The following is a 19,878-nucleotide window of genomic DNA, read 5'->3' as shown; positions in this document are numbered from 1 at the left end:
TTTTTTTCTCTTGAGGACTTGATCAAAGGCTTCCTCAGTAAAGTCGAAGAAGGAACAACGCTGCTGCAGAAAAAATTTGGTACACGAAACATTCTTAGGCTCTGGCGAAGTGGCCAAATAGAGCGTTGCGGAGAAATTATTGATGGCGTGGTGTATGAGTTGCATGGCGTAAGCTGTGCTATCCATTTCCCCACAGAGTTAGTAGATTTCGATTACGGACCAAACAACAGTATCGACGGCTTTGACGTGTGGCGTCTTTATATGTACGCCGCCGACAGGCCTGAAGAGTACAAAAAATACACTGACATCAATTTTCTTGAGAGCGAGTTCAAGTCTTATATAGACTCAGGCAGAATCAAAAAAATATCGCCCTCCGATGACCTCTATGAATTAATCGCCCCCCCGGAAAACCTCTGAAAACGAGAGCATGGCTCGCAGATGACTAAGAAATATCCCGCGTATATTGTCGAGGTCGACGCATTCATTGAGGAAATGGTCCTGCTCAGCGTCAACGGTGTGACTGTGAGATGCTTCGCAGGCTACTGCCCGTCAGTCATTGAAATAGGTGAGACCTACTCAGCCGAGTTTGAAATGGTGCTGCCAGACGAAATAGACATCTCAAAATGTGAAAGCAGCGAAACACGTGTCGAGATGCTTGACGATGGTTTCTCATGTGAGATTCATGGGCGCTTAGAAGGCGGTACCTTCAAGTCATTCGTCGAATTTGCGGATCAAGACATTCACTTCGATTTTCCGCATCTCAACGGGCAGTTTGTGAAAATTAAAGCAGAAAGAATCGACGTTTCGTTTTGAGGAACTGAGCCTCTGTAGGGCCTGCTGAGTCAGGCCCTTAAGCGATAATTCACATTCTCAACATCCTCTCACTGCTCATCCCCATCCTCCTCATACTCCATATCCGCCTCATCCGCATCATTCAACGGCACCGTCGCTTCATCCATCAGCGACCCCGGATCTTCATTCCCCGGGTCATTGATAAACGGCAGCCCATTAGGGCCCTTTTCTTCTTTGCCTTCGGTTTCAGGGGTCATGGCGCACCTCTTGAGCGTGTGGGATGTATGACGTTCGAAAAGCACTGCCGCCAATCGTTCCTCTTTCTGACCGCCAGACACGAAAAACCCGGCACCAAGCCGGGTTCCGTTGATCAATCAGCGATGTTTATTTTTGTGTTTGTTCTTGTGCTTGTGGCCGCCGGAATGATGTCCATCGTCGTCGCCACCAAGATTGTTACCTACCGCGCCGCCTGCTGCGCCGCCCAGGCCCGCGCCGATGGCGGAGCCGGTGGAGCCGCCGAGGCTGTTGCCGACGACCGAACCACCGGCTGCGCCAAGACCGCCACCAATTGCGGCTTCGGTGCGGTTGCGTTTGTTCGCGCCGACGGCGCTGCCGGCCGCGCCGCCTACACCGGCACCAACCGCCGCGCCCGTGCTGCCGCCGAGTTGTCCGCCAACCACATTACCCAGCGCACCGCCAAGACCGCCACCTACCGCAGCGGTGCCGTCTCCGGCGGCCATCGCGCCCTGCGCCACGACCAAGCCAAAAAACAGTGCAGATAATGACAATCGCATATGAACCTCGCAGTTCCCGAATCGGGACAGTCCGCCCAAGCGGGGCGTATGCAGATTGGAGATGATTTGCGGCGAAACGTTCAGCCATGAAAAAGCCCGACATCGAGTCAGGCTTCTTGTGACACGCGATCAGTTTCAGTGGCGCTTGTGACCTTTGCCCAGGTTGCTGCCGACTGCGCCGCCTGCCGCACCGCCCAGACCCGCGCCGATGGTGGCGCCGTTGCGGCCGCCTAAGCTGTTGCCGATCACCGAACCCCCGGCTGCACCGACACCGCCGCCGATCGCCGCTTTGGTACGGCTGCCCTTGCGTGCGGCGACTGCGCTGCCCGCTGCGCCCGCGACGCCAGCGCCAATTACGGCGCCGGTGCTGCCGCCCATTTTCTGCCCGACCACGTTACCCAGCGCGCCACCCAGGCCACCGCCAAGCGCCGCGGTGCCATCACCGGCAGCCATCGCACCTTGAGCAACCAGAAGGCCAAGAACCAGAGCAGGCAGTGTTAAACGCATGACGAAAACCTCAAATAAACGGGATGACGAGAAGGAGCGGGATTTAATGCGCTTGGCGCAGGAAAGTCCAGACGCAGGCAACAGCGTCGATTGGACCGCGATCAGGGAAAAGGTTTTATGCCGGACAAAAAAAAGCCCGCTGGGGAGACGGGCTGGAGACTTGCTTTCTAACGGATGGCTTCACACTACGTTGGCCAACGTGAAAAGTTTGTGAAAAAAAACCGACATTAATGTCAACGCCCGCCCCCTCATTCTTACGCGCATAAAAAACCCCGTTCAGTGACGGGGTGCGTGATGAAATCACTTTCTGGTCCTTGCCGTGACCTTGGGCAGGAATTTCGCTTTCGGCCCTTTGGGGGCTGTGGATTTGATTTTGCCGATGGTGACCGGATCCTCGCCAAACCCCGACTGATACTCCGACTGACCGCAGCGCACACAGTTGTTGAATGAAAACTCTGCGCCATCATCTTCGATAAATGGACCTGACATAGACTCTCCCCTACGCAACCGGGCCGACACCGGCAAAACAGTTTTGCCTGAAAAATATCGTCCCTCAGCGCTGTTGATACTAGCTGGTCACTACTGGACTTGCCGTTCAGAAAGGCTGATCACCGACGAATGGAAAAAGCGTCGCAAGCGATCATTCGCTAAAGATTTCCATCGAACGGCCGCTGCCCTTATTCCTAAAAATGAATCTCAAGGAGAGATCATGCAAATCAATGGATTCCCCAACATGCCAGTCGTAAAACTCACGGACGAGCAGATCGCTGCCGGCAAGGCCGGCGCGGAAAAACTCAAGGAAAAGATCGCCTCGGGTGAAATCACCATCAAATACCCGGATAAGCCCCTTCTGCAGCCGGGCGTCGTCTACCATCCCAGCGAGCCCGCACCATCGGCGCAGCCTGACGGGACACCGCCCCTCGTTGCCATCGATGCACCGCTGACCTATGACTCAAGAGGCGCTGTGTTGCTCAAGCCTTAAGGCTGATTGACGCGAAAAAAGCCCATTCCTCGTGCGAGTGGGCTTTGTCTTCAACGCAATGATCAACGGAGCTTCACCGCCGTTCCGGTGACAAACACCACAACCATACCGCCCTTGCCTGCCGGCATGCTGATCTCAAAATCCACGCCGACCACGGCGTCAGCCTGCAGTGCCCGCGCTCGATCCTTCAACTCGTCGGTTGCCTGAATGCGTGCTTCTTTGAGAGCCCGCTCCAACGTCTGCGACCGCCCGCCAAAGAAGTCGCGCATGCCGGCGAACATGTCGCGGATCACGTTGACCCCTTGCACAGATTCGGCGCTGACAATGTCCAGATAGGCCGTGATCTGCCGCCCCTCGACGGAATGGGTGGTGGAAATGATCATGGCAATTGTCCTACCCGAAAAATGAACGATGGATTGTAATGCCCGATCTGCGGTGGTGCCCATCCCATCGGACAATCACCGAAAACCCGTCGCCAAAAACCACAAAACCCCTGACTTCTTTCGAAATCAAGGGTTTTGTGTAATCAAATTTGGCGGTGAAGGAGAGATTCGAACTCTCGATACAGTTTCCTGTATACACACTTTCCAGGCGTGCTCCTTAAGCCACTCGGACACTTCACCGTATCTCTGCAGACATGTTCTGTCTGTCGAGGCGCGCTAATGTAGTCGAAAGCTTTTCCGATGGCAAACTTTTTTTCAGAATTTTCATGCGCTTAAGAGAGGCCGCTGCGTTCAGCCAGAGCGGGCGATGGCAAACCCGCCAATCTCGGGTGGGCCGCGCGCTTCCTTTATAGAAGGCAAGAGGCGCACGGCGCTGGCTGAAGCGCAAAACGGTGACCGGCAGGTCAGTCACGGCGCTTTACCTGGCCTGCGGCGGTGAGTAACGTCTGCCCATCTTTCTAATAAGGAATAGCGTCATGAGCGAGTTGATTGCCTACCACCTCGAAGACGGTATCGCGACCCTGACCCTGAACAATGGCAAGGTCAACGCGATTTCTCCGGATGTGATTGCGGCGTTTAACGCGGCGCTGGATCAGGCGGTGGCGGATCGCGCCGTGGTGATCATTACCGGGCAGCCGGGGATTCTCTCGGGCGGTTATGACCTGAAGGTGATGACGGCCGGTCCGAAAGAGGCCGTTGCGTTGGTGACAGCAGGTTCGACGCTCGCCCGTCGCCTGCTCTCTCACCCGTTTCCGGTGATCGTTGCCTGTCCGGGACACGCCGTGGCCAAGGGCGCTTTCCTGCTGTTGTCCGCCGATTACCGCATTGGTGTCGATGGCCCGTTCAGCATCGGTCTGAACGAAGTGCAGATCGGCATGACCATGCACCACGCCGGCATTGAGCTGGCACGCGATCGCTTGCGGCGTTCGGCTTTCCATCGCTCGGTAATCAATGGCGAGATGTTCGATCCGCAAAGTGCCGTTGATGCTGGCTTCCTCGACAAAGTCGTGACTGCGGAAGAATTGCAGGGCGCCGCCCTGGCTGCCGCGCGTCAGTTGAAGAAGATCAATATGCTCGCGCACAAGAACACCAAGCTCAAAGTGCGCAAGCAACTGCTGGAAACCCTCGACGATGCGATCCTGCAGGATCAGCAGCATCTGGGCTGATTCGTCCAGAATCTGCCGGTGACAGATAGCCCGACACTCGTGTCGGGCTTTTTCTTACGTTCAGCGTTGAAAATTCGCTAAAAGCTCTAGGACGCGCCTGACAGGCACCGCTGAAACATGCGCTTAAACATCGGCCATCTCCTGACTCTACAGGGGCAATTGCCGAAAACAGTGCACATCCGTACACTGCGCCACCTTTTGTCCCGGTGGGCCTGCAAAAATGCTGTTCGTGTTTCGTATGTTGTTGATGGGCCTGCACTTTATTCTGGCCGGCGTGCTGGGCGTGATCCTTGGCTTGTGCCGCCCGTTCAACCCGGACAACAGCCGACTCTGCGCCCGCCTCTACGCCCTGCCGGCGATGTGTATTTTACGTTTGCAGGTGAAGTCCGAGGTCAACGGCCTGATCAACAAGCCTGACAGTTGCGTGATCATCGCCAACCACCAGTCCAACTACGATCTGTTCGTGTTCGGCAACGTCGTCCCGCGCCGCACCGTATGTATCGGCAAGAAAAGCCTGAAATGGGTACCGCTGTTTGGCCAGTTGTTCTGGCTGGCCGGCAATGTATTGATCGACCGTGGCAATGCGCACAAGGCGCGGCAGTCGATGCTGACGACCACTCACACTCTGCAAAACGAAGACACCTCGATCTGGGTATTTCCGGAAGGCACCCGCAACCTCGGTGAAGATTTGTTGCCCTTCAAGAAAGGCGCCTTCCAGATGGCAATTGCCGCCGGCGTGCCAATCGTTCCGGTGTGCGTGAGTAGCTACGTCAAGCACATGCGCCTGAATCGCTGGCGCAGCGGCGACGTTCTCATACGCTCCTTGCCGGCTATTCCTACAGTCGGATTGAGCATGGATGACATGCCGCTGCTCATCGAGCGATGCCGCGAGCAGATGCGTGAATGCATCGAGTCGATGGATCGGCAACTGCAAGCCGCGTGAAAAAACAAACCCGCCCTGTGCGGGTTTTCTTTTGCCGGGTGAACTGTAGAAGTTTCACTGACTCTCAAGCAGCGACACGGCTAAGCTGAAGCCATGTTCCCCTGCCATCTGCCAAGAAGAAGTGAATCACCACCATGGGTCGAGTTGTTGCTGCTGCGGTGTACAGCGAAGGCAAGAAAGTTACCAATATCACGCTTGATGAAGGCGCGGCCTGGGCGGCCAAGCCGGGCCACTTCGTCTGGATCGGTCTGGAAGAACCGGACGCACAGGAATTATCCAACCTGCAACGCCAGTTCAATCTGCATGAGCTGGCCATCGAAGATGCGCTGGAAAAACATAGCCGGCCGAAACTGGAAACCTTTGGTGACGCTCTGTTTATCGTCACTTACTCGCCCGTTCGCGAACACGGCGTTTTGCAATTCATCGAGACGCATATCTTCGCCGGCAAGGGCTACATCATTACCGCGCGCAACGGCCACTCGGCGTCCTACGCCCAGGTGCGACAACGCTGTGAGGCGCGTCCATTGTTGCTGGAGCATGGCGAGGATTTCGTCCTGTATGCGCTGCTCGATTTCGTCATCGAGAACTATCAGCCGGTAGGCGAAGCGATCCACGCCGAGATCGATGAGCTGGAGCGCAACGTGCTGTGCAGCGCCCTCAACGAGCGCGACATTCAGAAGCTCCACGGTTTGCGCCGTGACGTGGTGCGCTTGCGTCGATACGCGGCACCGATGGTGGAAATCGGCGAAGAGCTGCAAAAACTCAGTTTCCCGTTCATCGACAAGAACATGCGCCCGTACTTTCGCGATGTGCAAATTCACGTAACGCGGCAGATGGAAGACCTCAGCACGCTGGCGGATATTGCCAGCCAGACCATCGAGATTGGTGTGTTGCTCGAGGCCTCGCGGCAGAGCGTGGTGCAGCGCAAGTTCGCAGCGTGGGCAGCGATTCTGGCCTTCCCTACGGCCGTGGCCGGGATTTACGGGATGAACTTCCAGAACATGCCGGAATTGACTTGGCATTACGGTTATTTTGCGGTGCTGGGGTTTATTGCGGTGGGGTGTGTGAGTTTGTGGGCGAGTTTCAAGCGGTCGGGGTGGTTGTAGCCGGGACCGCGTCGCCCCGGCGATTCGTGAGCAGGCTCGCTCCCACAGGGATTGTGGGAGCAGGCCCTTTTAGCGTTGCGCAGCTTCTGGTTTGTGCGCCACAAAACGCATCATCCACTCCGCCACCGTAGCGCCGTGGTGCTCCTGTTCCAGGCTGGCGACACCCTTGCTGTAAATCTGCGAACCCAGCGCTTCCTGGCGCAGATCGAGCAGCGCGCGCGAGTAATCGTGAATGAATTCCGGATGGCCCTGGAAGCACAGCACTTGATCGTTGATGTGATAAGCCGCGAACGGGCAGAAATCGCTCGACGCGATCACTGTGGCATTTTCCGGTAGCTCGGTCACTTGATCCTGATGGCTGATCAACAGTGTCAGCTCTTCGCGCACCGGGCTCATCCACGGCGCCTTGGCCGCCAGCTTGTAGTTGTGCGTGCCGACGCCCCAACCCTGGGATGCGCGCTCGCTCTTTCCGCCAAGCAGCAGCGCCAGCAATTGATGGCCGAAGCACACGCCGAGCAGTTTGTCGCCGCGTTCGTAGCGATTCAGAAGATAAGTCTTGAGGGTCTGAATCCACGGATCAGTGCCGAACGAATCGGCCTTGCTGCCGGTGACCAGATACGCATCGAACGTCTGCTTGTCGCTTGGGTATTCGCCATTCACCACGTTATAGACAGTGAACTCAGCGGCAATCGGTTGTTGCGAGAACAGGCGCTGGAACATCTGCCCATAACCCTGATATTGGTCAATCAATTCGGGCCGCAGGATGTCGGTTTCGAGAATGCAGATGCGCAGCGACATAAAAAATACCTGACACGTGATGGGAATAATGAACACCCAGAGCCTGCCTTGAAACACATGGCCAAGGCAAGCCCCGACATGTTCGCCAGCCCTAGAACATTTCACCTTTCGCCGCTTTGTCCAGCAACAGTGCTGGCGGCGTAAACCGCTCACCATATTGCTCGGCCAGATACTGCGCGCGGGCGATGAAGTCCTTCAGGCCATACTGGTTGATGAACTGCAGCGCACCGCCGGTCCACGGGGCAAACCCGATGCCGAAGATCGAGCCGACGTTGGCATCCGCCGTTGAGGTCAGCACGCCCTCCTCCACACAGCGCACGGTTTCGATGGCCTGCACAAACAACAGACGATCACGCACATCCTTCGCTGGAATCTGTCCGTCGACTTTCTCGAAACGCGTTTTCAGCTCCGGCCACAGATGCTTCTGGGCAGCCGCAGGATATTCATAAAAACCGCCTCCGGCCGCTTTGCCCGGTCGCTTGAACTCATTGAGCATCAAGTCAATCACGGCGAAGGCCGGATGCTCGATCAGCGGTTTCCCTTCTGCCTGTAAGTCCTTGGCCGTCTGCTGCCGGATATGGCTCATCAGGCTGAGGGAAACTTCGTCGGAGATGGCCAGAGGCCCGACCGGCATCCCGGCCTTGCGCGCTTCGGTCTCGATCATCGGCGCACTGACGCCTTCGCCGAGCATGGCAATGCCTTCGTTGGTGAACGTACCGAACACCCGCGAGGTGAAGAAGCCGCGACTGTCGTTGACCACGATCGGCGTTTTCTTGATTTGGAGGACGAAATCGAAACCGCGGGCGAGGGTTTCGTCGCTGGTCTGCGCGCCCTTGATGATTTCCACCAGCGGCATTTTTTCCACCGGACTGAAGAAATGCAGGCCGATGAATTTGCTTTGATCGGGCACGGCCGTCGCCAGGCCGGTGATTGGCAGCGTCGACGTATTGGAAGCGATGACAGCGTCGCCACCCACCACCTGTTGCGCGGCGGCAGACACCTTGGCTTTGAGTTGGCGATCTTCGAACACCGCTTCGATGATCAGGTCGCAACCGGCCAGATCGGCATCGCTTTCGCTGGCAACGATGCGCGTCAGAACCGCTTCGCGCTGCTCAACCGTCATCTGGCCACGGGCAACTTTTTTATCCAGCAGCGCCGCGGAATGTGCTTTGCCTTTCTCGGCAGCGGCGAGGTTGATGTCCTTGAGCACGACGTCGATACCGGCCGAGGCGCTGACAAACGCGATGCCCGCGCCCATCATGCCAGCGCCGAGCACACCCACTTTCTTGGTTTTATAAGGCGCAAAACCTTGCGGTCTTGAACCGCCGGCGTTGATCTCGTTCAACTGGAACCAGAACGTGCCGATCAGGTTTTTCGAGATCTGCCCGGTCGTCAGCTCTGTGAAGTAGCGTGTTTCGATCAGGTGCGCGTTGTCGAAATCGACCTGAGCGCCCTCCACCCCCGCGCAGAGAATCTTCTCCGGCGCTGGCAGCGTGCCTTGGGTCTTGGCGCGCAGGATCGACGGCGCAATCGCCAGCATCTGCGCGACTTTTGGATTCGATGGCGTGCCGCCAGGAATCTGGTAACCCTTGACGTCCCAGCGTTGCACTGGCGCCGGATTGGCGATAATCCAGGCGCGTGCCTTGGCCAGCAATTCATCTCGATCCGCTGCCAATTCATCGATCAGCCCGGCCTGCAACGCCTGTTGCGGGCGCACTTTCTTGCCTTCGAGCAAGTACGGCAGGGCTTTTTCGATGCCGAGCATGCGCACCATGCGCACCACCCCGCCGCCGCCCGGCAACAGGCCCAGCGTCACTTCCGGCAGACCGAGTTGCACCGAGGCGTCATCCACAGCGATGCGGTGATGGCAGGCCAGGCAGATTTCCCAACCGCCGCCCAGCGCCGCGCCGTTAATCGCTGCGACCACCGGTTTGCCGAGGGTTTCCAGGCTGCGCAATTGCGCCTTGAGGGTCAGCACCATGTCATAGAAGGCTTTGGCTTCGGGCTTGCCGACCTTGATCAGTTCATTGAGGTCGCCGCCGGCAAAGAAGGTTTTCTTCGCCGAGGTGATGATCACCCCGGCAATGCTGTCTTTTTCCGCTGACAACCGCGCCACGCAAGCGGCCATGGCCTCGCGGTACACGGCGTTCATGGTGTTGGCGCTCTGGCCCGGCATGTCCATGGTCAGCACAACGATGCCGTCCTGGCCTTTTTCGTAACGAATGGCTTCGCTCATAACAGGGTTCCTTGAAATCGGGGCTCAGTGGCGTTCGATGATGGTGGCAATGCCCATGCCGCCGCCGACGCACAGTGTTGCCAGGCCGTAGCGCAGGTGCCGCGCTTCCAGTTCATCGAGCAGCGTGCCGAGGATCGCGCATCCAGTGGCGCCCAGCGGATGGCCCATGGCGATCGAGCCGCCGTTGACGTTGACCTTGTCCGGGTCGACGGCCATGTCCTTGATGAACTTCAACACCACCGAGGCAAACGCTTCGTTGACCTCGAACAGATCGATGTCCTCCACACGCAGTCCGGCCTTGGCCAGCGCTTTGCGGGTCGCCGGCGCCGGGCCGGTGAGCATGATCGTCGGGTCGGTGCTGGTAACGGCGGTGGCGACGATCCGCGCCCGTGGCCGCAGACCAAGCGCACGGCCCTTGGCTTCGGAGCCGATCAGCATCAGCGCCGCGCCGTCGACAATCCCGGAACTGTTGCCCGGCGTGTGCACGTGGTTGATCCGCTCGACATGGCTGTAGACCCGCAACGCCGTGGCGTCGAAGCCCATCTGCCCGATCATTTCGAAACTCGGCTTGAGCTTGCCGAGGCCTTCGAGGGTCGATTCGGCGCGGATGAACTCATCGTGATCGAGCAGAACGATGCCATTCTGATCCTGCACCGGCACCAGCGACTTGTTGAATGAGCCATTGGCGCGGGCCCGCGCGGCTTTGTGCTGCGAGTGCAGCGCGTAGGCGTCGACATCCTGCCGGCTGAAGCCTTCGAGGGTGGCGATGAGGTCGGCGCCGACGCCTTGCGGGGTGAAGTGGCTGTGCAGGTTGGTCTGCGGATCCAGCGCCCAGGCCCCACCATCGCTGCCCATCGGCACCCGCGACATCGACTCGACGCCGCCGACTATCACCAGATCCTCGAAACCGGAGCGCACTTTCATCGCGCCGAGATTCACAGCTTCCAGACCTGAAGCACAGAAACGGTTGATCTGTACGCCGGCGACGCTGACGTCCCAGTCGGCGACTTGCACCGCCGTTTTGGCGATGTCGGAACCTTGATCGCCGATCGGTGTGACGCAGCCGAGGACGACATCATCGACCTGACTGGTATCCAGCGCCGTGCGTGCCTGCAAAGCGGTCAACAACCCCGCCACCAGGTTGACCGGTTTAACGCTGTGCAACGCGCCGTCGGCCTTGCCTTTGCCGCGCGGGGTGCGCAACGCATCGAAAATCAACGCTTCAGTCATGACGTCCTCGAACCTGATTCAGTGTCATTGCACTTTCGCGCTGCGCAGGTCGGCAAGCAATGACCACTTTGCTCAAAGCGCTTGACGCCCGCGCTCAGACGGACGGTCATCGGACCTCAGGTGAACCGGTTCAGGTCACCAAGTTGTCTAGCCAGCGGGCGGCAAAGAAGCTGGCAATACGCCTCATGCTTTTTTTAAAGCTTTTTTCAAGCGCTCCATATGAAATGGATCTAAGCCAATGCGGACGTGGGCCCTAAGGTGAACATGTACGCCATCGTCGTCGGGTTTTGCCGAGACGGGCGTCCTTCAACAGGAAGTGCAACGCGTGCCGTCATGGATCTGCAGTCAGGCACGCCTCAGGAAATAACAATAAAGGCGGTCAAGCCATGTTCAAACAACCGAAAGTACGTCAAGCAGGACTCATTCTTTTCGCCACGACGCTGTTGTTGATCTTGCCGAATCTGACCAAGATCATCGGCTGATTCAAGCGCCGCGTGCTGTAGATCGCCGCTGAAAATGTGACTGGCCCGCTACCCGGGCCAGCGTGGTTGTGCCAACCTTTGCGCACTTACACGACACGGACGGCGGTCATTTGAAAACGCTCATTGCGCTCAGTGCCTTGCTGCTGAGCTTGCCCTTGTCTGCCGCACAACTGGATCTGCAGTTGGGCGCAAACAGCCGCACCTGGCAGACCGAGGAATTGCTCAAGCATCCTCAACTGCAAACCCTCACCATCAACGATGATGTTTCCTACAAGAAGGCCATGACCTATCAGGCCGTGCCCCTGGCCGCGTTGCTGACCGGCGTCAGACCTGAGGATCATTTGCAAGCGGTGGCACTGGACGGCTTTGCTGCAGAGTTGGCCGCTGCGCCTTTGCTGAACAAGAATGGCGCGCGCGCATGGCTGGCAATCGAGGATCCGGCTCAGCCGTGGCCAGCGTTGTCCGCAGGCAAGAACAGCGCCGGGCCTTTCTATCTGGTCTGGACCGATCCGCAAGCCGGCAAGATCAGCCCCGAGCAGTGGCCGTTCGAAGTCGCCAGCATCAAGTTGATGGCGCCGGTGGCCCAGCGTTTCCCTGCCCTGCTGCCCGATCCGGCATTGAAGGCCGATGATCCGGTGAACCAGGGCTTTGCCTTGTTTCAGAAAAACTGCCTGGCGTGTCACCGGTTGAATGGTGCCGGTGATGCTCAGTTCGGACCGGATCTGAATATTCCGTACAGCCCGACCGAGTATTTTGGGGCGGATTTCCTGAAGCGCTACATCCGCGATCCGCAAAGTTTGCGCCAGTGGCCGCAGGCGAAGATGCCGGGGTTTTCGGCGCAGGTGTTGCCGGACGGGGATCTGGAGATGCTGGTGGGCTATCTGAAGCACATGGCCGGCCGCAAGATTAAGCCCTGACACCGCCCCCCTTGTAGGAGTGAGCCTGCTCGCGATAGCGGCGTGTCAGGCGATACAGATGTGACTGACTCACCGCTATCGCGAGCAGGCTCACTCCTACAGGGGATTGTGCAGATCCTTATTGCTGCTGCACGGAGATAACCGGCGTCGGCGAGACGTACACTTTCGCGTGCATCTGCTCGCAGCCGCCGCCCCGGCGCATGCCGCGCACCGGGCAGGCATCGAGATAATCCAGGCCCACCGCCAGTTTCAGGTGCCGTTCCGGGCGCGCTAGCTGGTTGGTCACATCAAAGCTGTACCACGCGTCATCCAGCCACGCTTCCGCCCAGGCATGGCTGGCCAGATGCTCACAATCTTCGCTGTACAAATAACCCGAGACATAACGCGACGGCACGCCAAGGCTGCGCGCGCAGGCGAGAAAGGCGTGCGCATGATCCTGACAGACCCCGGCGCGACCGGCGAAAGCTTCGGCGGCACTGGTGTCGACCACGGTCGAGCCCGGCGTGTAGGTCATGTGCTGATTCAATGCGCACATCAAATCGATCAGCGCGGTGCGATCACGCCGTTGCTTGCAGTTTTTGTCGGCAAACTCGCGCAAGGCTTCATCGGCTTCGGTCATGCGCGTGAAGCGCAGGAACGGCAGCGCTGACTGGCTTTCATGTTCGGCCTCGCGCAATTCATCGATATCGACCTGACCACGGGCACCAATGATGATCGCTTCGTGCGGCTCGTCCATGGTCAACACATGCAGAATGTTGCCGAACGGATCGAGCTGCGCCCGCACCGGGCGCGGTAAATCGAGCTGCCAACTGAGGACATGCTGACGTTCGCTGTCGTGAGGTGTCAGGCGCAGGTACTGGATGCTCGCGCGCACCTGATCTTCGTAGTGATAGGTGGTCTCGTGGCTTATGGAAAGTCTCATGCAGCCTCCAGGTAGGAACTGTGAATGGCGTTGCCCAACTGGCGCACCAACGGGATGAATTCGGTCAGCCAGGCGTGCAGGCCTTCTTCGAGGATTTCGTTGATGCCGGTGTAGCGCAGGCGCGCGTCCATTTCCGCCGCCAGGCGTTGTGCCGGGCGGCCGTTGGCGCCGGGCAGTTGCGCGAGGATCTGGTCGATTTCTTCGGTACAGGCACGCAACGAACGGGGTACATCGGCGCGCAACAAAAGCAATTCGGCGACGTGCCGGGCGCCGGGCGCATCGCGGTAGATTTCGGTGTAGGCCTCGAACGACGACAATGCCCGCAGCAGCGCACTCCACTGGTAATAGGCGTGCGCTGTGCCGTCACTGACCGCTTCGGCCTGATCGCCGGCCATTTCGTAGCGGGCATCGAGCAGGCGCAGCGTGTTGTCCGCGCGCTCGATGAACGTGCCCAGACGGATGAAGCGAAACGCGTCGTTGCGCATGATCGTGCCGTAGGACGCGCCACGGAACAGGTGCGAGCGCTCCTTGATCCATTCGCAGAAACGGCTCATGCCGTAGCGGCTCAGACCCTGTTCGGCGATGCCGCGGATTTCCAGCCAAGTTGCGTTGATGTTTTCCCACATGTCGGCGGTGATTCGCCCGCGCACCGCATGGGCACTGGCCCGCGCCGCGCCGAGGCAGCTGTAGATGCTCGCCGGGTTGGCCGCGTCCAGCGCAAAGAAATGCAGCAGGCGTTCGGCGTGCAGATCGCCGTGGCGGTCATGGTAATCATCGAGAGTGCCGGTAATCAGCAACGGCATGGCGAGTTCGTGCAGACCATCGCCGCGCCCGTCCTGCGGCATCAGCGACAGTGAATAACTGATGTCGAGCATGCGTGCGAGGTTCTCCGCACGCTCCAGGTAACGCGACATCCAGTACAGATCCGAGGCAGTTCTACTTAACATGGCAAGCTTCCTTCAATCCTCGACTACCCAGGTGTCCTTGGTGCCGCCACCCTGGGAGGAATTCACCACCAGGGAGCCTTCACGCAATGCGACACGGGTCAAACCACCGGGCACGACCCGGGTCTCGCGGCCGGACAGTACGAACGGACGCAGGTCGATATGGCGCGGCGCGATGCCGTTTTCGACAAAGGTCGGGCACGTCGACAGCGACAGCGTCGGCTGCGCGATGTAGGCATGGGGCTTGGCTTTGATGCGCTCGCGAAAGGCATCGATTTCCGCGCTCGTCGCGGCCGGCCCGACCAGCATCCCGTAACCGCCGGAGCCTTGGGTTTCCTTGACCACCAGATCCGGAAGATTGGCCAGCACGTGGGACAGCTCGGACGGGTTACGGCATTGCCAGGTCGGCACGTTCTTCAGGATCGGCTCTTCGTCGAGGTAGAAACGGATCATGTCGGTGACAAACGGGTAAACCGATTTATCGTCCGCTACTCCGGTGCCGATGGCATTGGCCAGCACCACATTGCCGGAGCGATAGGACGACAGCAGCCCCGGCACGCCGAGCATCGAATCCGGGTTGAATGCCAGCGGATCGAGGAAGGCATCATCGAGGCGGCGATAAATCACATCGACCGCTTTCGGGCCGTCGGTTGTGCGCATGAACACCTTGTCGTCGCGCACGAACAGGTCCGCGCCCTCCACCAGTTCAACGCCCATTTCCCGCGCGAGAAACGCATGCTCGAAGAACGCGCTGTTGAAGCGCCCCGGCGTCAGCACCACCACGCTGGGGTTGTCGATCGGACTCGAGCTTTTCAGGGTGTCGAGCAGCAGATTGGGGTAGTGATCGATCGGGGCGATGCGCTGAGCGGCGAACAGCTCGGGGAACAGGCGCATCATCATCTTGCGGTCTTCGAGCATGTAACTGACGCCGCTGGGTGTGCGCAGGTTGTCTTCGAGGACGTAATAAGTGCCATCGCCATCGCGCACCAGATCGACGCCGGAAATATGCGAATAGATGTCGCGGTGCAGATCCAGGCCCTGCATTGCCAGCTGGTATTGCTCGTTGGCCAGCACCTGTTCGGCGGGAATGATCCCGGCCTTGATGATGCGCTGCTCGTGGTAGAGGTCGGCGAGGAACATGTTCAGCGCCTTGACCCGCTGGATACAGCCGCGCTCCACAATTCGCCACTCACTGGCAGGGATGCTGCGCGGAATGGTGTCGAACGGAATCAGCCGCTCGGTGCCCTGCTCGTCGCCATAAAGCGTGAAAGTGATCCCGGCACGATGGAACAGCAGATCAGCCTCGCGTCGGCGTTGCGCAAGCAACTCATCGGGCGTCTCGGCCAGCCAGCGGGCAAATTCCCGGTAATGCGGGCGAACCAGTCCGCCAGCATCGTACATCTCGTCAAAACAGGTGCGGATCATGCCGTACTCCTTGTCACTCCGGACATACAGGCCTTCGCAAGGCCCGTGCCATCGGCATAAACGCTTTGAATTCAATCGGTTGTGGATCCACGCCAAAGGCAGCGCACCATTCCTGTGCGGCAAATGCCCCGGCCCGATTGCCCCCGCTTCATTGCGACGCACTGCATCGCCTATCACCAGCATAGTCAGAGTTGATTTCACTGCCCGGCAGCGGCTGCGGATAATCCGCACATTCGCTGCAAAACTTCATTGGCACGGCGCCGCGAAGTAGCCAGCTCAATTGATCCGGACAGCCTTGGCGGCCCCGTCCCGCCAAGACTTCACTGCACACCCGTCTTCCCTTTTAGCCACCCTCTCCGGTGGCTTTTTTTGTTTTTTTGAAATATTTTGAATGCAAAAGCACAAGATCGCAGCCTTCGGCAGCTCCTACACGATCACCTGTAGGAGCTGCCGAAGGCTGCGATCTTTTGATCTTTAAAACGACAACGGCCGACCCAAAGGTCAGCCGTTGCCCGCCAAACAATGCGCAAGATCAATTCAACCGGTAACGATTGCGCACCTCCTGCTTCACGCCCCAACCCTCGATAATGCCGCCCAGCGGTTCGACCACGGCAGAAAAGCCCTGCTCGAAATCGCCAATGTCGTCGTAGGTTGCGTACATCACTTTGCTCAATTCCAGCGACCAGGCGCCGTCGTCGCGCGCACTGACCTGGGCATTGATGGACTCACCGCGAAATTTGCCTGCTGCCCTGCGCGCCCGCTCCTCGTCCGGGAAAATCGCGTAGAACTCGATGGGATGGAACCGGGAAAAATCGAAACCGCCTTCTTTCATGCGGCGCAGAACGTTGCTGCTGATGTCTTCTTGATAGGCTGTGCTCATGAATCGTCCCCCTCGATTGATGGATAGACTTTCCGTATTCCCGCCCCGGGCCTTTGGCCTAAGTACTACGGCAACGTGGTTGCGCGCGGGAAACAAGCATGTAGCTGACAAGACCAGACCTTAGCGATCCATTCGCTGATCTCGCTTGCAGAGTAGCCCCAAGAGAGCGCCGCTGCCAAGGCCTGGTTTACGAGATGACAGGAAGTGTTCAGACAGGTTTGATGCTGCGGATTTCGATGCCGTTCTGGGTCTTGAGGTTTTTCACCTCGGCATCGGTGGTGCGCCCTTGCAGATCGTTGAGATCCAGCTGGGCGGCGACCGGAAGAAGCCGCTCCTTGATCAGCCGCGCGGCTTCATCATCGGACGGGCATTCCTCACGTTCGAAGACTTCATCGACAATTTCACCATGATCATCCACGAAAGTGACTTTCCACTTTTGCATCAGTGCCTCCTCGATCAACCCGTAAATGGGCTTACCTCTATCTCGACTTTTTTCCGCGAGAGTTGGTTCAAAAGGATTACAGCACTTAGTCAGGAAAAACGGATGAGCATTGTGGGAGCGAGCCTGCTCGCGAAGGCGGCGCGCCAGTCGCCATTGAGTTGGCTGACAATACGCTTTCGCGAGCAGGCTCGCTCCCACAAAGAGGTTTTGCGGGGAAGTATCAGTCGTTGCTTGGCTTGTTCACCGCTTGCAGCACGTATTGCGGCAGGGCGAATGCGCCGATGTGGATTTCCGGGTTGTAGTAGCGGGTAACGATGCCGCTGCCGATGAAGCGCTGTTGCAGGGTTTCACGGCTGAGCTTGCGGTAGGCCGGGTTGGTCGAGCCCCAGGCGAAGGTCATCGAGCCGCCGATGTAAGTCGGCACGGCGGCCTGGTAGAAATGCCAGTCCGGGAACAGGCTGCGCAGGCGGCCAGCGGTGGTTTTGACTTCGTCGATCTGCATGAACGGCGTGCCGTTCTGGGTGACGAGGATGCCGCCTTCGTTCAGGCAGCGGTGGCAGGCCTGATAGAAGTTTTCCGAGAACAGCACTTCGCCCGGGCCGATCGGATCGGTGGAGTCGGAAATGATCACGTCGAATTTTTCAGTGGTGGTGGCGACGAAACGCATGCCGTCGTCGATCACCAGGTTCAGGCGCGGGTCGTCGTAGGCACCGGCGGAATGGTTCGGCAGAAACTCCTTGCACATGTCGACCACGGTGCCGTCGATTTCGACCATGGTGATGTGCTCGACGCCGGCGTGTTTGGTCACTTCGCGCAGCATGCCGCCGTCACCGCCGCCAATGATCAGCACGCGCTTGGCAGTGCCGTGGGCAAGGATCGGCACGTGGGTCAGCATCTCGTGGTAGATGAATTCATCGGCTTCGGTGGTCTGGATCACGCCGTCCAGCGCCATCACCCGGCCCATGCGCGGGTTCTGGAAGATCACCAGATGCTGGTGCTCGGTGCGCACTTCGTGCAGCAGTTTTTCCATGCGAAAACGCTGGCCGTAGCCTTCGTAGAGGGTTTCCAGGTACTCGCTGGTCTTGGTGACGGTCATGGTCAAGTGCTCCGATAAATGCGCGGGCGCCATCGTGGGGACGATTGCCCGGGAAAGGCGCGCATTCTACGTTGCCGAAGATGACAGGTCGAACCTCACTTGATCGGCTGCACACCTAACCTGTGTAGGCGTGAGCCTGCTCGCGATGGCTATTTCCCAGTCAATCAATCTGTGACTGAAAAACCGCTATCGCGAGCAGGCTCACTCCTACAGGGGTATTGCAGTGTTCTCGGGATTTGCGTCAGATCCGGACGTTGCCCCGTGGCCCGGCAATCGCCCAGATGATCAGGCCCAACACCGGCAGGAGGATGATCAGCAACACCCAGACGATTTTCATCCCGGTGGAGGCGCCGCTTTTCAGCACGTTGATGATGGCCCAGATGTCGAGGGCAAGGATGATCAGGCCAATCAGACCGTTGAACGTGGAACCCATGGTGTCGCTCCAGAATAGTGGCATGCACTTTTAGGATAGACGGTCGCGCGCAGGGTTCCCTTTTATTGCGTTCAGACGTGAACGGCGACCTTCAAGGCCTCCAGTGCCGGCGCAGCGGCGATGCCGACCTCGGCGCACAACTCGAGCACGCGAGGCACATCGTTGCCGTAGACCAGGACCATTTGCAGTTCATCGTCGAGCAATTGGCTGAAGTTCATCAGCGTGTACCCGCCGTTTTCCTTGTTCAGGCTGCTCATCTGCACCTGAATGCGGTTGAGCGCGGTCAGCGCTTCGGTCTTCGCCAGTTGCTTGGGCTTGAGGTTGAAATCCACCCCCGGACCGAACGAGGCAACGATTTGTGCGAACAGATCGACGTAGGTGTCGGCCTGGAACAGCACGGTTTCCGGCAGGCTGCCGACCACCACCCACTCACCCAGCGGAATCGGGAAAGTGTCGTCGTAGTTGATGTCCGGATTGGCTGTCAGAAAAGCATCGGCATCGGCGTAGGCCTGCGCGGCTTCGTCGGCGACTTTCAGGATCTCGTCCTCGCCCATGCAGCCGGAGCTGATTTTGCTGATGAGTTCGACGAGTGCGGCTTTCATGAGGCGGATCCTGTGATGGAGGTAGATTTCGCGGGCGCGAAGAATAGCGCAGAAAAGCAAAAGATCGCAGCCTTCGGCAGCTCCCACAGACTCTGCGTGTGCCTGCGGACCGGCTGCGATCTTTTGACGTTTATGCCAACAACTTTTCCAGCTGCGCGGTGGTATCGACTGCGCCCATGGTTCGGGCCGCGTCCAGCGCGGTCACGCCATTGGCGTCCTTGGCTTTCGGATCAGCGCCCTGGCCGATCAGGTAATCGACGATTTCAACGCGGTTGAACATCGCCGCCATCATCAGTGCCGTGCGGCCGTCGAACGACGAGCCTTCGATTTCGGCGCCCGCCTCGACCAGCGCTTTGACCACCGCCAGATCACCTTTGAACGCAGCGCCGGCGATCGGACTCTGGCCGTTGCCATTGCGCATTTCTGGATCGGCTTTGTGTTTAAGCAGGACCTTCACCGCATCAACATGGCCGTAGTAGCTGGCGAGCATCAATAACGTGTCGCCCTTGCTGTTTTTCAGGTTCACCGGCAGCCCGGCGGTCACCAGGCGATCGAGCATCTCGGCATCACCGTCGCGCGCCTTGTTGAAAACCTGCTCGGTGAATTCGGCAGCTTCCTCAGGGGTCATCTGGCGGCTTTGGTCGGACATGGGGCACTCCATTTCGGTCTATCGGAAAGCCGACAGTTTCCCGAGCGCCACGGTGGCTGTCACTCGGTTTTTTCCGAGCGCTCTGATAG

At 58.6% G+C, this 19,878-nt stretch carries 25 protein-coding genes and 1 tRNA gene; 7 read left to right on the top strand and 19 right to left on the bottom strand.

All coding sequences use genetic code 11. The features are described 5' to 3' along the window. The first annotated feature begins 18 nt into the window (after positions 1-18). The gene (locus J2Y90_RS14665; protein ID WP_253500607.1) at positions 19-417 is read left to right on the top strand and encodes a DUF6896 domain-containing protein; all 399 of its coding nucleotides are present in this window, start codon (positions 19-21) and stop codon (positions 415-417) included. Between the two features lie 21 nt (positions 418-438). Continuing rightward, the gene (locus J2Y90_RS14660; protein WP_253500606.1) at positions 439-813 is read left to right on the top strand and encodes a hypothetical protein; all 375 of its coding nucleotides are present in this window, start codon (positions 439-441) and stop codon (positions 811-813) included. Positions 814-881: 68 nt separating this feature from the next. On the opposite strand, the gene J2Y90_RS14655 is transcribed toward J2Y90_RS14660, so the two are convergent. The 4 genes from J2Y90_RS14655 to J2Y90_RS14640 form a co-directional block, all read right to left on the bottom strand. Continuing rightward, entirely contained in the window at positions 882-1,049 is a 168-nt protein-coding gene (locus tag J2Y90_RS14655; protein ID WP_253500605.1) for a hypothetical protein, read from the bottom strand. 117 nt (positions 1,050-1,166) lie between these two features. Then, positions 1,167-1,586: a YMGG-like glycine zipper-containing protein gene (locus J2Y90_RS14650; protein ID WP_042608469.1), complete on the bottom strand. Its 420-nt coding sequence runs from the start codon at positions 1,584-1,586 to the stop codon at positions 1,167-1,169. A 135-nt stretch (positions 1,587-1,721) separates the two neighbouring features. Then, on the bottom strand, positions 1,722-2,093 hold the full coding sequence (locus J2Y90_RS14645) for a bacteriocin (RefSeq protein WP_123418714.1): 372 nt from the start codon (positions 2,091-2,093) through the stop codon (positions 1,722-1,724). 300 nt (positions 2,094-2,393) lie between these two features. Next, the gene (locus J2Y90_RS14640; protein ID WP_253500604.1) at positions 2,394-2,582 is read right to left on the bottom strand and encodes a hypothetical protein; all 189 of its coding nucleotides are present in this window, start codon (positions 2,580-2,582) and stop codon (positions 2,394-2,396) included. 43 nt (positions 2,583-2,625) lie between these two features. On the opposite strand from J2Y90_RS14640, the gene J2Y90_RS14635 reads away from it, so the two are divergent. Continuing rightward, the gene (locus J2Y90_RS14635; protein ID WP_253500603.1) at positions 2,626-3,075 is read left to right on the top strand and encodes a hypothetical protein; all 450 of its coding nucleotides are present in this window, start codon (positions 2,626-2,628) and stop codon (positions 3,073-3,075) included. 62 nt (positions 3,076-3,137) lie between these two features. Here the strand turns inward: J2Y90_RS14635 and J2Y90_RS14630 are convergent, their stop codons facing one another. The 3 genes from J2Y90_RS14630 to J2Y90_RS14620 all read right to left on the bottom strand — a co-directional run bounded on the left by J2Y90_RS14630 (position 3,138) and on the right by J2Y90_RS14620 (position 3,930). Beyond that, positions 3,138-3,458, bottom strand: coding sequence for a YbjQ family protein (locus tag J2Y90_RS14630; protein ID WP_016773801.1), 321 nt, complete (start codon positions 3,456-3,458; stop codon positions 3,138-3,140). A gap of 150 nt (positions 3,459-3,608) precedes the next feature. After that, positions 3,609-3,698 (bottom strand) — tRNA-Ser (locus J2Y90_RS14625). Next, positions 3,694-3,930 carry a hypothetical protein gene (locus J2Y90_RS14620; protein WP_253500602.1) on the bottom strand — a complete coding sequence of 79 codons (237 nt, stop codon included), beginning with the start codon at positions 3,928-3,930 and terminating at the stop codon, positions 3,694-3,696. The genes J2Y90_RS14625 and J2Y90_RS14620 overlap by 5 nt, the downstream gene beginning before the upstream one ends. A 64-nt stretch (positions 3,931-3,994) precedes the next feature. Here J2Y90_RS14620 and J2Y90_RS14615 point away from each other — a divergent pair, with 64 nt between their 5' ends. The 3 genes from J2Y90_RS14615 to J2Y90_RS14605 all read left to right on the top strand — a co-directional run bounded on the left by J2Y90_RS14615 (position 3,995) and on the right by J2Y90_RS14605 (position 6,733). Next, the gene (locus J2Y90_RS14615) at positions 3,995-4,684 is read left to right on the top strand and encodes a crotonase/enoyl-CoA hydratase family protein (protein ID WP_076566844.1); all 690 of its coding nucleotides are present in this window, start codon (positions 3,995-3,997) and stop codon (positions 4,682-4,684) included. A gap of 220 nt (positions 4,685-4,904) precedes the next feature. Further along, positions 4,905-5,627 carry a 1-acylglycerol-3-phosphate O-acyltransferase gene (locus J2Y90_RS14610; RefSeq protein ID WP_253500601.1) on the top strand — a complete coding sequence of 241 codons (723 nt, stop codon included), beginning with the start codon at positions 4,905-4,907 and terminating at the stop codon, positions 5,625-5,627. A gap of 134 nt (positions 5,628-5,761) precedes the next feature. After that, entirely contained in the window at positions 5,762-6,733 is a 972-nt protein-coding gene (locus J2Y90_RS14605) for a magnesium and cobalt transport protein CorA (RefSeq protein ID WP_042608479.1), read from the top strand. Between the two features lie 69 nt (positions 6,734-6,802). Here the strand turns inward: J2Y90_RS14605 and J2Y90_RS14600 are convergent, their stop codons facing one another. The 3 genes from J2Y90_RS14600 to J2Y90_RS14590 form a co-directional block, all read right to left on the bottom strand. Then, positions 6,803-7,531, bottom strand: coding sequence for an amidotransferase (locus J2Y90_RS14600; RefSeq protein WP_253500600.1), 729 nt, complete (start codon positions 7,529-7,531; stop codon positions 6,803-6,805). Positions 7,532-7,622: 91 nt separating this feature from the next. Continuing rightward, positions 7,623-9,767 (bottom strand): 3-hydroxyacyl-CoA dehydrogenase NAD-binding domain-containing protein, encoded by a 2,145-nt coding sequence (locus J2Y90_RS14595; protein WP_253500599.1) that lies wholly within the window; start codon positions 9,765-9,767, stop codon positions 7,623-7,625. Positions 9,768-9,791: 24 nt separating this feature from the next. After that, entirely contained in the window at positions 9,792-10,997 is a 1,206-nt protein-coding gene (locus J2Y90_RS14590) for an acetyl-CoA C-acetyltransferase (RefSeq protein WP_253500598.1), read from the bottom strand. A gap of 592 nt (positions 10,998-11,589) precedes the next feature. On the opposite strand from J2Y90_RS14590, the gene J2Y90_RS14585 reads away from it, so the two are divergent. Then, the gene (locus J2Y90_RS14585) at positions 11,590-12,396 is read left to right on the top strand and encodes a c-type cytochrome (protein ID WP_253500597.1); all 807 of its coding nucleotides are present in this window, start codon (positions 11,590-11,592) and stop codon (positions 12,394-12,396) included. A 118-nt stretch (positions 12,397-12,514) separates the two neighbouring features. Here J2Y90_RS14585 and J2Y90_RS14580 read toward each other — a convergent pair whose 3' ends face one another. The 9 genes from J2Y90_RS14580 to J2Y90_RS14540 form a co-directional block, all read right to left on the bottom strand. After that, the gene (locus J2Y90_RS14580) at positions 12,515-13,318 is read right to left on the bottom strand and encodes a transglutaminase family protein (RefSeq protein ID WP_253500596.1); all 804 of its coding nucleotides are present in this window, start codon (positions 13,316-13,318) and stop codon (positions 12,515-12,517) included. Next, positions 13,315-14,265, bottom strand: coding sequence for an alpha-E domain-containing protein (locus tag J2Y90_RS14575; RefSeq protein ID WP_042608485.1), 951 nt, complete (start codon positions 14,263-14,265; stop codon positions 13,315-13,317). Before J2Y90_RS14575 ends, J2Y90_RS14580 begins: the two co-directional genes overlap by 4 nt. 12 nt (positions 14,266-14,277) lie before the next feature. After that, positions 14,278-15,687, bottom strand: a complete 1,410-nt coding sequence (locus J2Y90_RS14570) for a circularly permuted type 2 ATP-grasp protein (RefSeq protein WP_042608486.1) — start codon at positions 15,685-15,687, stop codon at positions 14,278-14,280. A 532-nt stretch (positions 15,688-16,219) separates the two neighbouring features. Next, positions 16,220-16,567, bottom strand: a complete 348-nt coding sequence (locus J2Y90_RS14565; RefSeq protein ID WP_003223226.1) for a ribonuclease E inhibitor RraB — start codon at positions 16,565-16,567, stop codon at positions 16,220-16,222. A 208-nt stretch (positions 16,568-16,775) separates the two neighbouring features. Continuing rightward, positions 16,776-17,009: a hypothetical protein gene (locus J2Y90_RS14560; protein WP_253500595.1), complete on the bottom strand. Its 234-nt coding sequence runs from the start codon at positions 17,007-17,009 to the stop codon at positions 16,776-16,778. A 220-nt stretch (positions 17,010-17,229) separates the two neighbouring features. Then, positions 17,230-18,105, bottom strand: coding sequence for a polyamine aminopropyltransferase (gene speE / locus J2Y90_RS14555; protein ID WP_016773785.1), 876 nt, complete (start codon positions 18,103-18,105; stop codon positions 17,230-17,232). 241 nt (positions 18,106-18,346) lie between these two features. Then, positions 18,347-18,538 (bottom strand): PLDc N-terminal domain-containing protein, encoded by a 192-nt coding sequence (locus J2Y90_RS14550; protein ID WP_016773784.1) that lies wholly within the window; start codon positions 18,536-18,538, stop codon positions 18,347-18,349. Positions 18,539-18,609: 71 nt separating this feature from the next. Next, complete coding sequence (locus J2Y90_RS14545; protein WP_253500594.1) at positions 18,610-19,140, bottom strand: hypothetical protein; 531 nt, start codon at positions 19,138-19,140, stop codon at positions 18,610-18,612. A gap of 130 nt (positions 19,141-19,270) precedes the next feature. After that, positions 19,271-19,789, bottom strand: a complete 519-nt coding sequence (locus J2Y90_RS14540) for an ankyrin repeat domain-containing protein (protein WP_039763836.1) — start codon at positions 19,787-19,789, stop codon at positions 19,271-19,273. Between the last annotated feature and the right edge of the window lie 89 nt (positions 19,790-19,878).

This window comes from Pseudomonas koreensis (assembly GCF_024169245.1).
GTDB lineage: Bacteria > Pseudomonadota > Gammaproteobacteria > Pseudomonadales > Pseudomonadaceae > Aquipseudomonas > Aquipseudomonas koreensis_F.
The sequence above is the reverse complement of the archived record's forward strand: the minus strand, read 5'-3'. Positions and strand labels throughout refer to the sequence as shown.

What these genes read in the sequence shown, in the direction of transcription:
- J2Y90_RS14610 (WP_253500601.1), top strand. Translation starts at nt 4,905, where the DNA reads ATGCTGTTCGTGTTTCGTATGTTGTTGATGGGCCTGCACTTTATTCTG.
- J2Y90_RS14650 (WP_042608469.1), bottom strand. Translation starts at nt 1,586, where the DNA reads ATGCGATTGTCATTATCTGCACTGTTTTTTGGCTTGGTCGTGGCGCAG.
- J2Y90_RS14640 (WP_253500604.1), bottom strand. Translation starts at nt 2,582, where the DNA reads ATGTCAGGTCCATTTATCGAAGATGATGGCGCAGAGTTTTCATTCAAC.
- J2Y90_RS14615 (WP_076566844.1), top strand. Translation starts at nt 3,995, where the DNA reads ATGAGCGAGTTGATTGCCTACCACCTCGAAGACGGTATCGCGACCCTG.
- J2Y90_RS14645 (WP_123418714.1), bottom strand. Translation starts at nt 2,093, where the DNA reads ATGCGTTTAACACTGCCTGCTCTGGTTCTTGGCCTTCTGGTTGCTCAA.
- J2Y90_RS14550 (WP_016773784.1), bottom strand. Translation starts at nt 18,538, where the DNA reads ATGGGTTCCACGTTCAACGGTCTGATTGGCCTGATCATCCTTGCCCTC.
- J2Y90_RS14560 (WP_253500595.1), bottom strand. Translation starts at nt 17,009, where the DNA reads ATGCAAAAGTGGAAAGTCACTTTCGTGGATGATCATGGTGAAATTGTC.
- J2Y90_RS14660 (WP_253500606.1), top strand. Translation starts at nt 439, where the DNA reads ATGACTAAGAAATATCCCGCGTATATTGTCGAGGTCGACGCATTCATT.
- J2Y90_RS14565 (WP_003223226.1), bottom strand. Translation starts at nt 16,567, where the DNA reads ATGAGCACAGCCTATCAAGAAGACATCAGCAGCAACGTTCTGCGCCGC.
- J2Y90_RS14590 (WP_253500598.1), bottom strand. Translation starts at nt 10,997, where the DNA reads ATGACTGAAGCGTTGATTTTCGATGCGTTGCGCACCCCGCGCGGCAAA.
- J2Y90_RS14580 (WP_253500596.1), bottom strand. Translation starts at nt 13,318, where the DNA reads ATGAGACTTTCCATAAGCCACGAGACCACCTATCACTACGAAGATCAG.
- J2Y90_RS14570 (WP_042608486.1), bottom strand. Translation starts at nt 15,687, where the DNA reads ATGATCCGCACCTGTTTTGACGAGATGTACGATGCTGGCGGACTGGTT.
- speE (WP_016773785.1), bottom strand. Translation starts at nt 18,105, where the DNA reads ATGACCGTCACCAAGACCAGCGAGTACCTGGAAACCCTCTACGAAGGC.
- J2Y90_RS14575 (WP_042608485.1), bottom strand. Translation starts at nt 14,265, where the DNA reads ATGTTAAGTAGAACTGCCTCGGATCTGTACTGGATGTCGCGTTACCTG.
- J2Y90_RS14545 (WP_253500594.1), bottom strand. Translation starts at nt 19,140, where the DNA reads ATGAAAGCCGCACTCGTCGAACTCATCAGCAAAATCAGCTCCGGCTGC.
- J2Y90_RS14630 (WP_016773801.1), bottom strand. Translation starts at nt 3,458, where the DNA reads ATGATCATTTCCACCACCCATTCCGTCGAGGGGCGGCAGATCACGGCC.
- J2Y90_RS14605 (WP_042608479.1), top strand. Translation starts at nt 5,762, where the DNA reads ATGGGTCGAGTTGTTGCTGCTGCGGTGTACAGCGAAGGCAAGAAAGTT.
- J2Y90_RS14600 (WP_253500600.1), bottom strand. Translation starts at nt 7,531, where the DNA reads ATGTCGCTGCGCATCTGCATTCTCGAAACCGACATCCTGCGGCCCGAA.
- J2Y90_RS14595 (WP_253500599.1), bottom strand. Translation starts at nt 9,767, where the DNA reads ATGAGCGAAGCCATTCGTTACGAAAAAGGCCAGGACGGCATCGTTGTG.
- J2Y90_RS14540 (WP_039763836.1), bottom strand. Translation starts at nt 19,789, where the DNA reads ATGTCCGACCAAAGCCGCCAGATGACCCCTGAGGAAGCTGCCGAATTC.
- J2Y90_RS14655 (WP_253500605.1), bottom strand. Translation starts at nt 1,049, where the DNA reads ATGACCCCTGAAACCGAAGGCAAAGAAGAAAAGGGCCCTAATGGGCTG.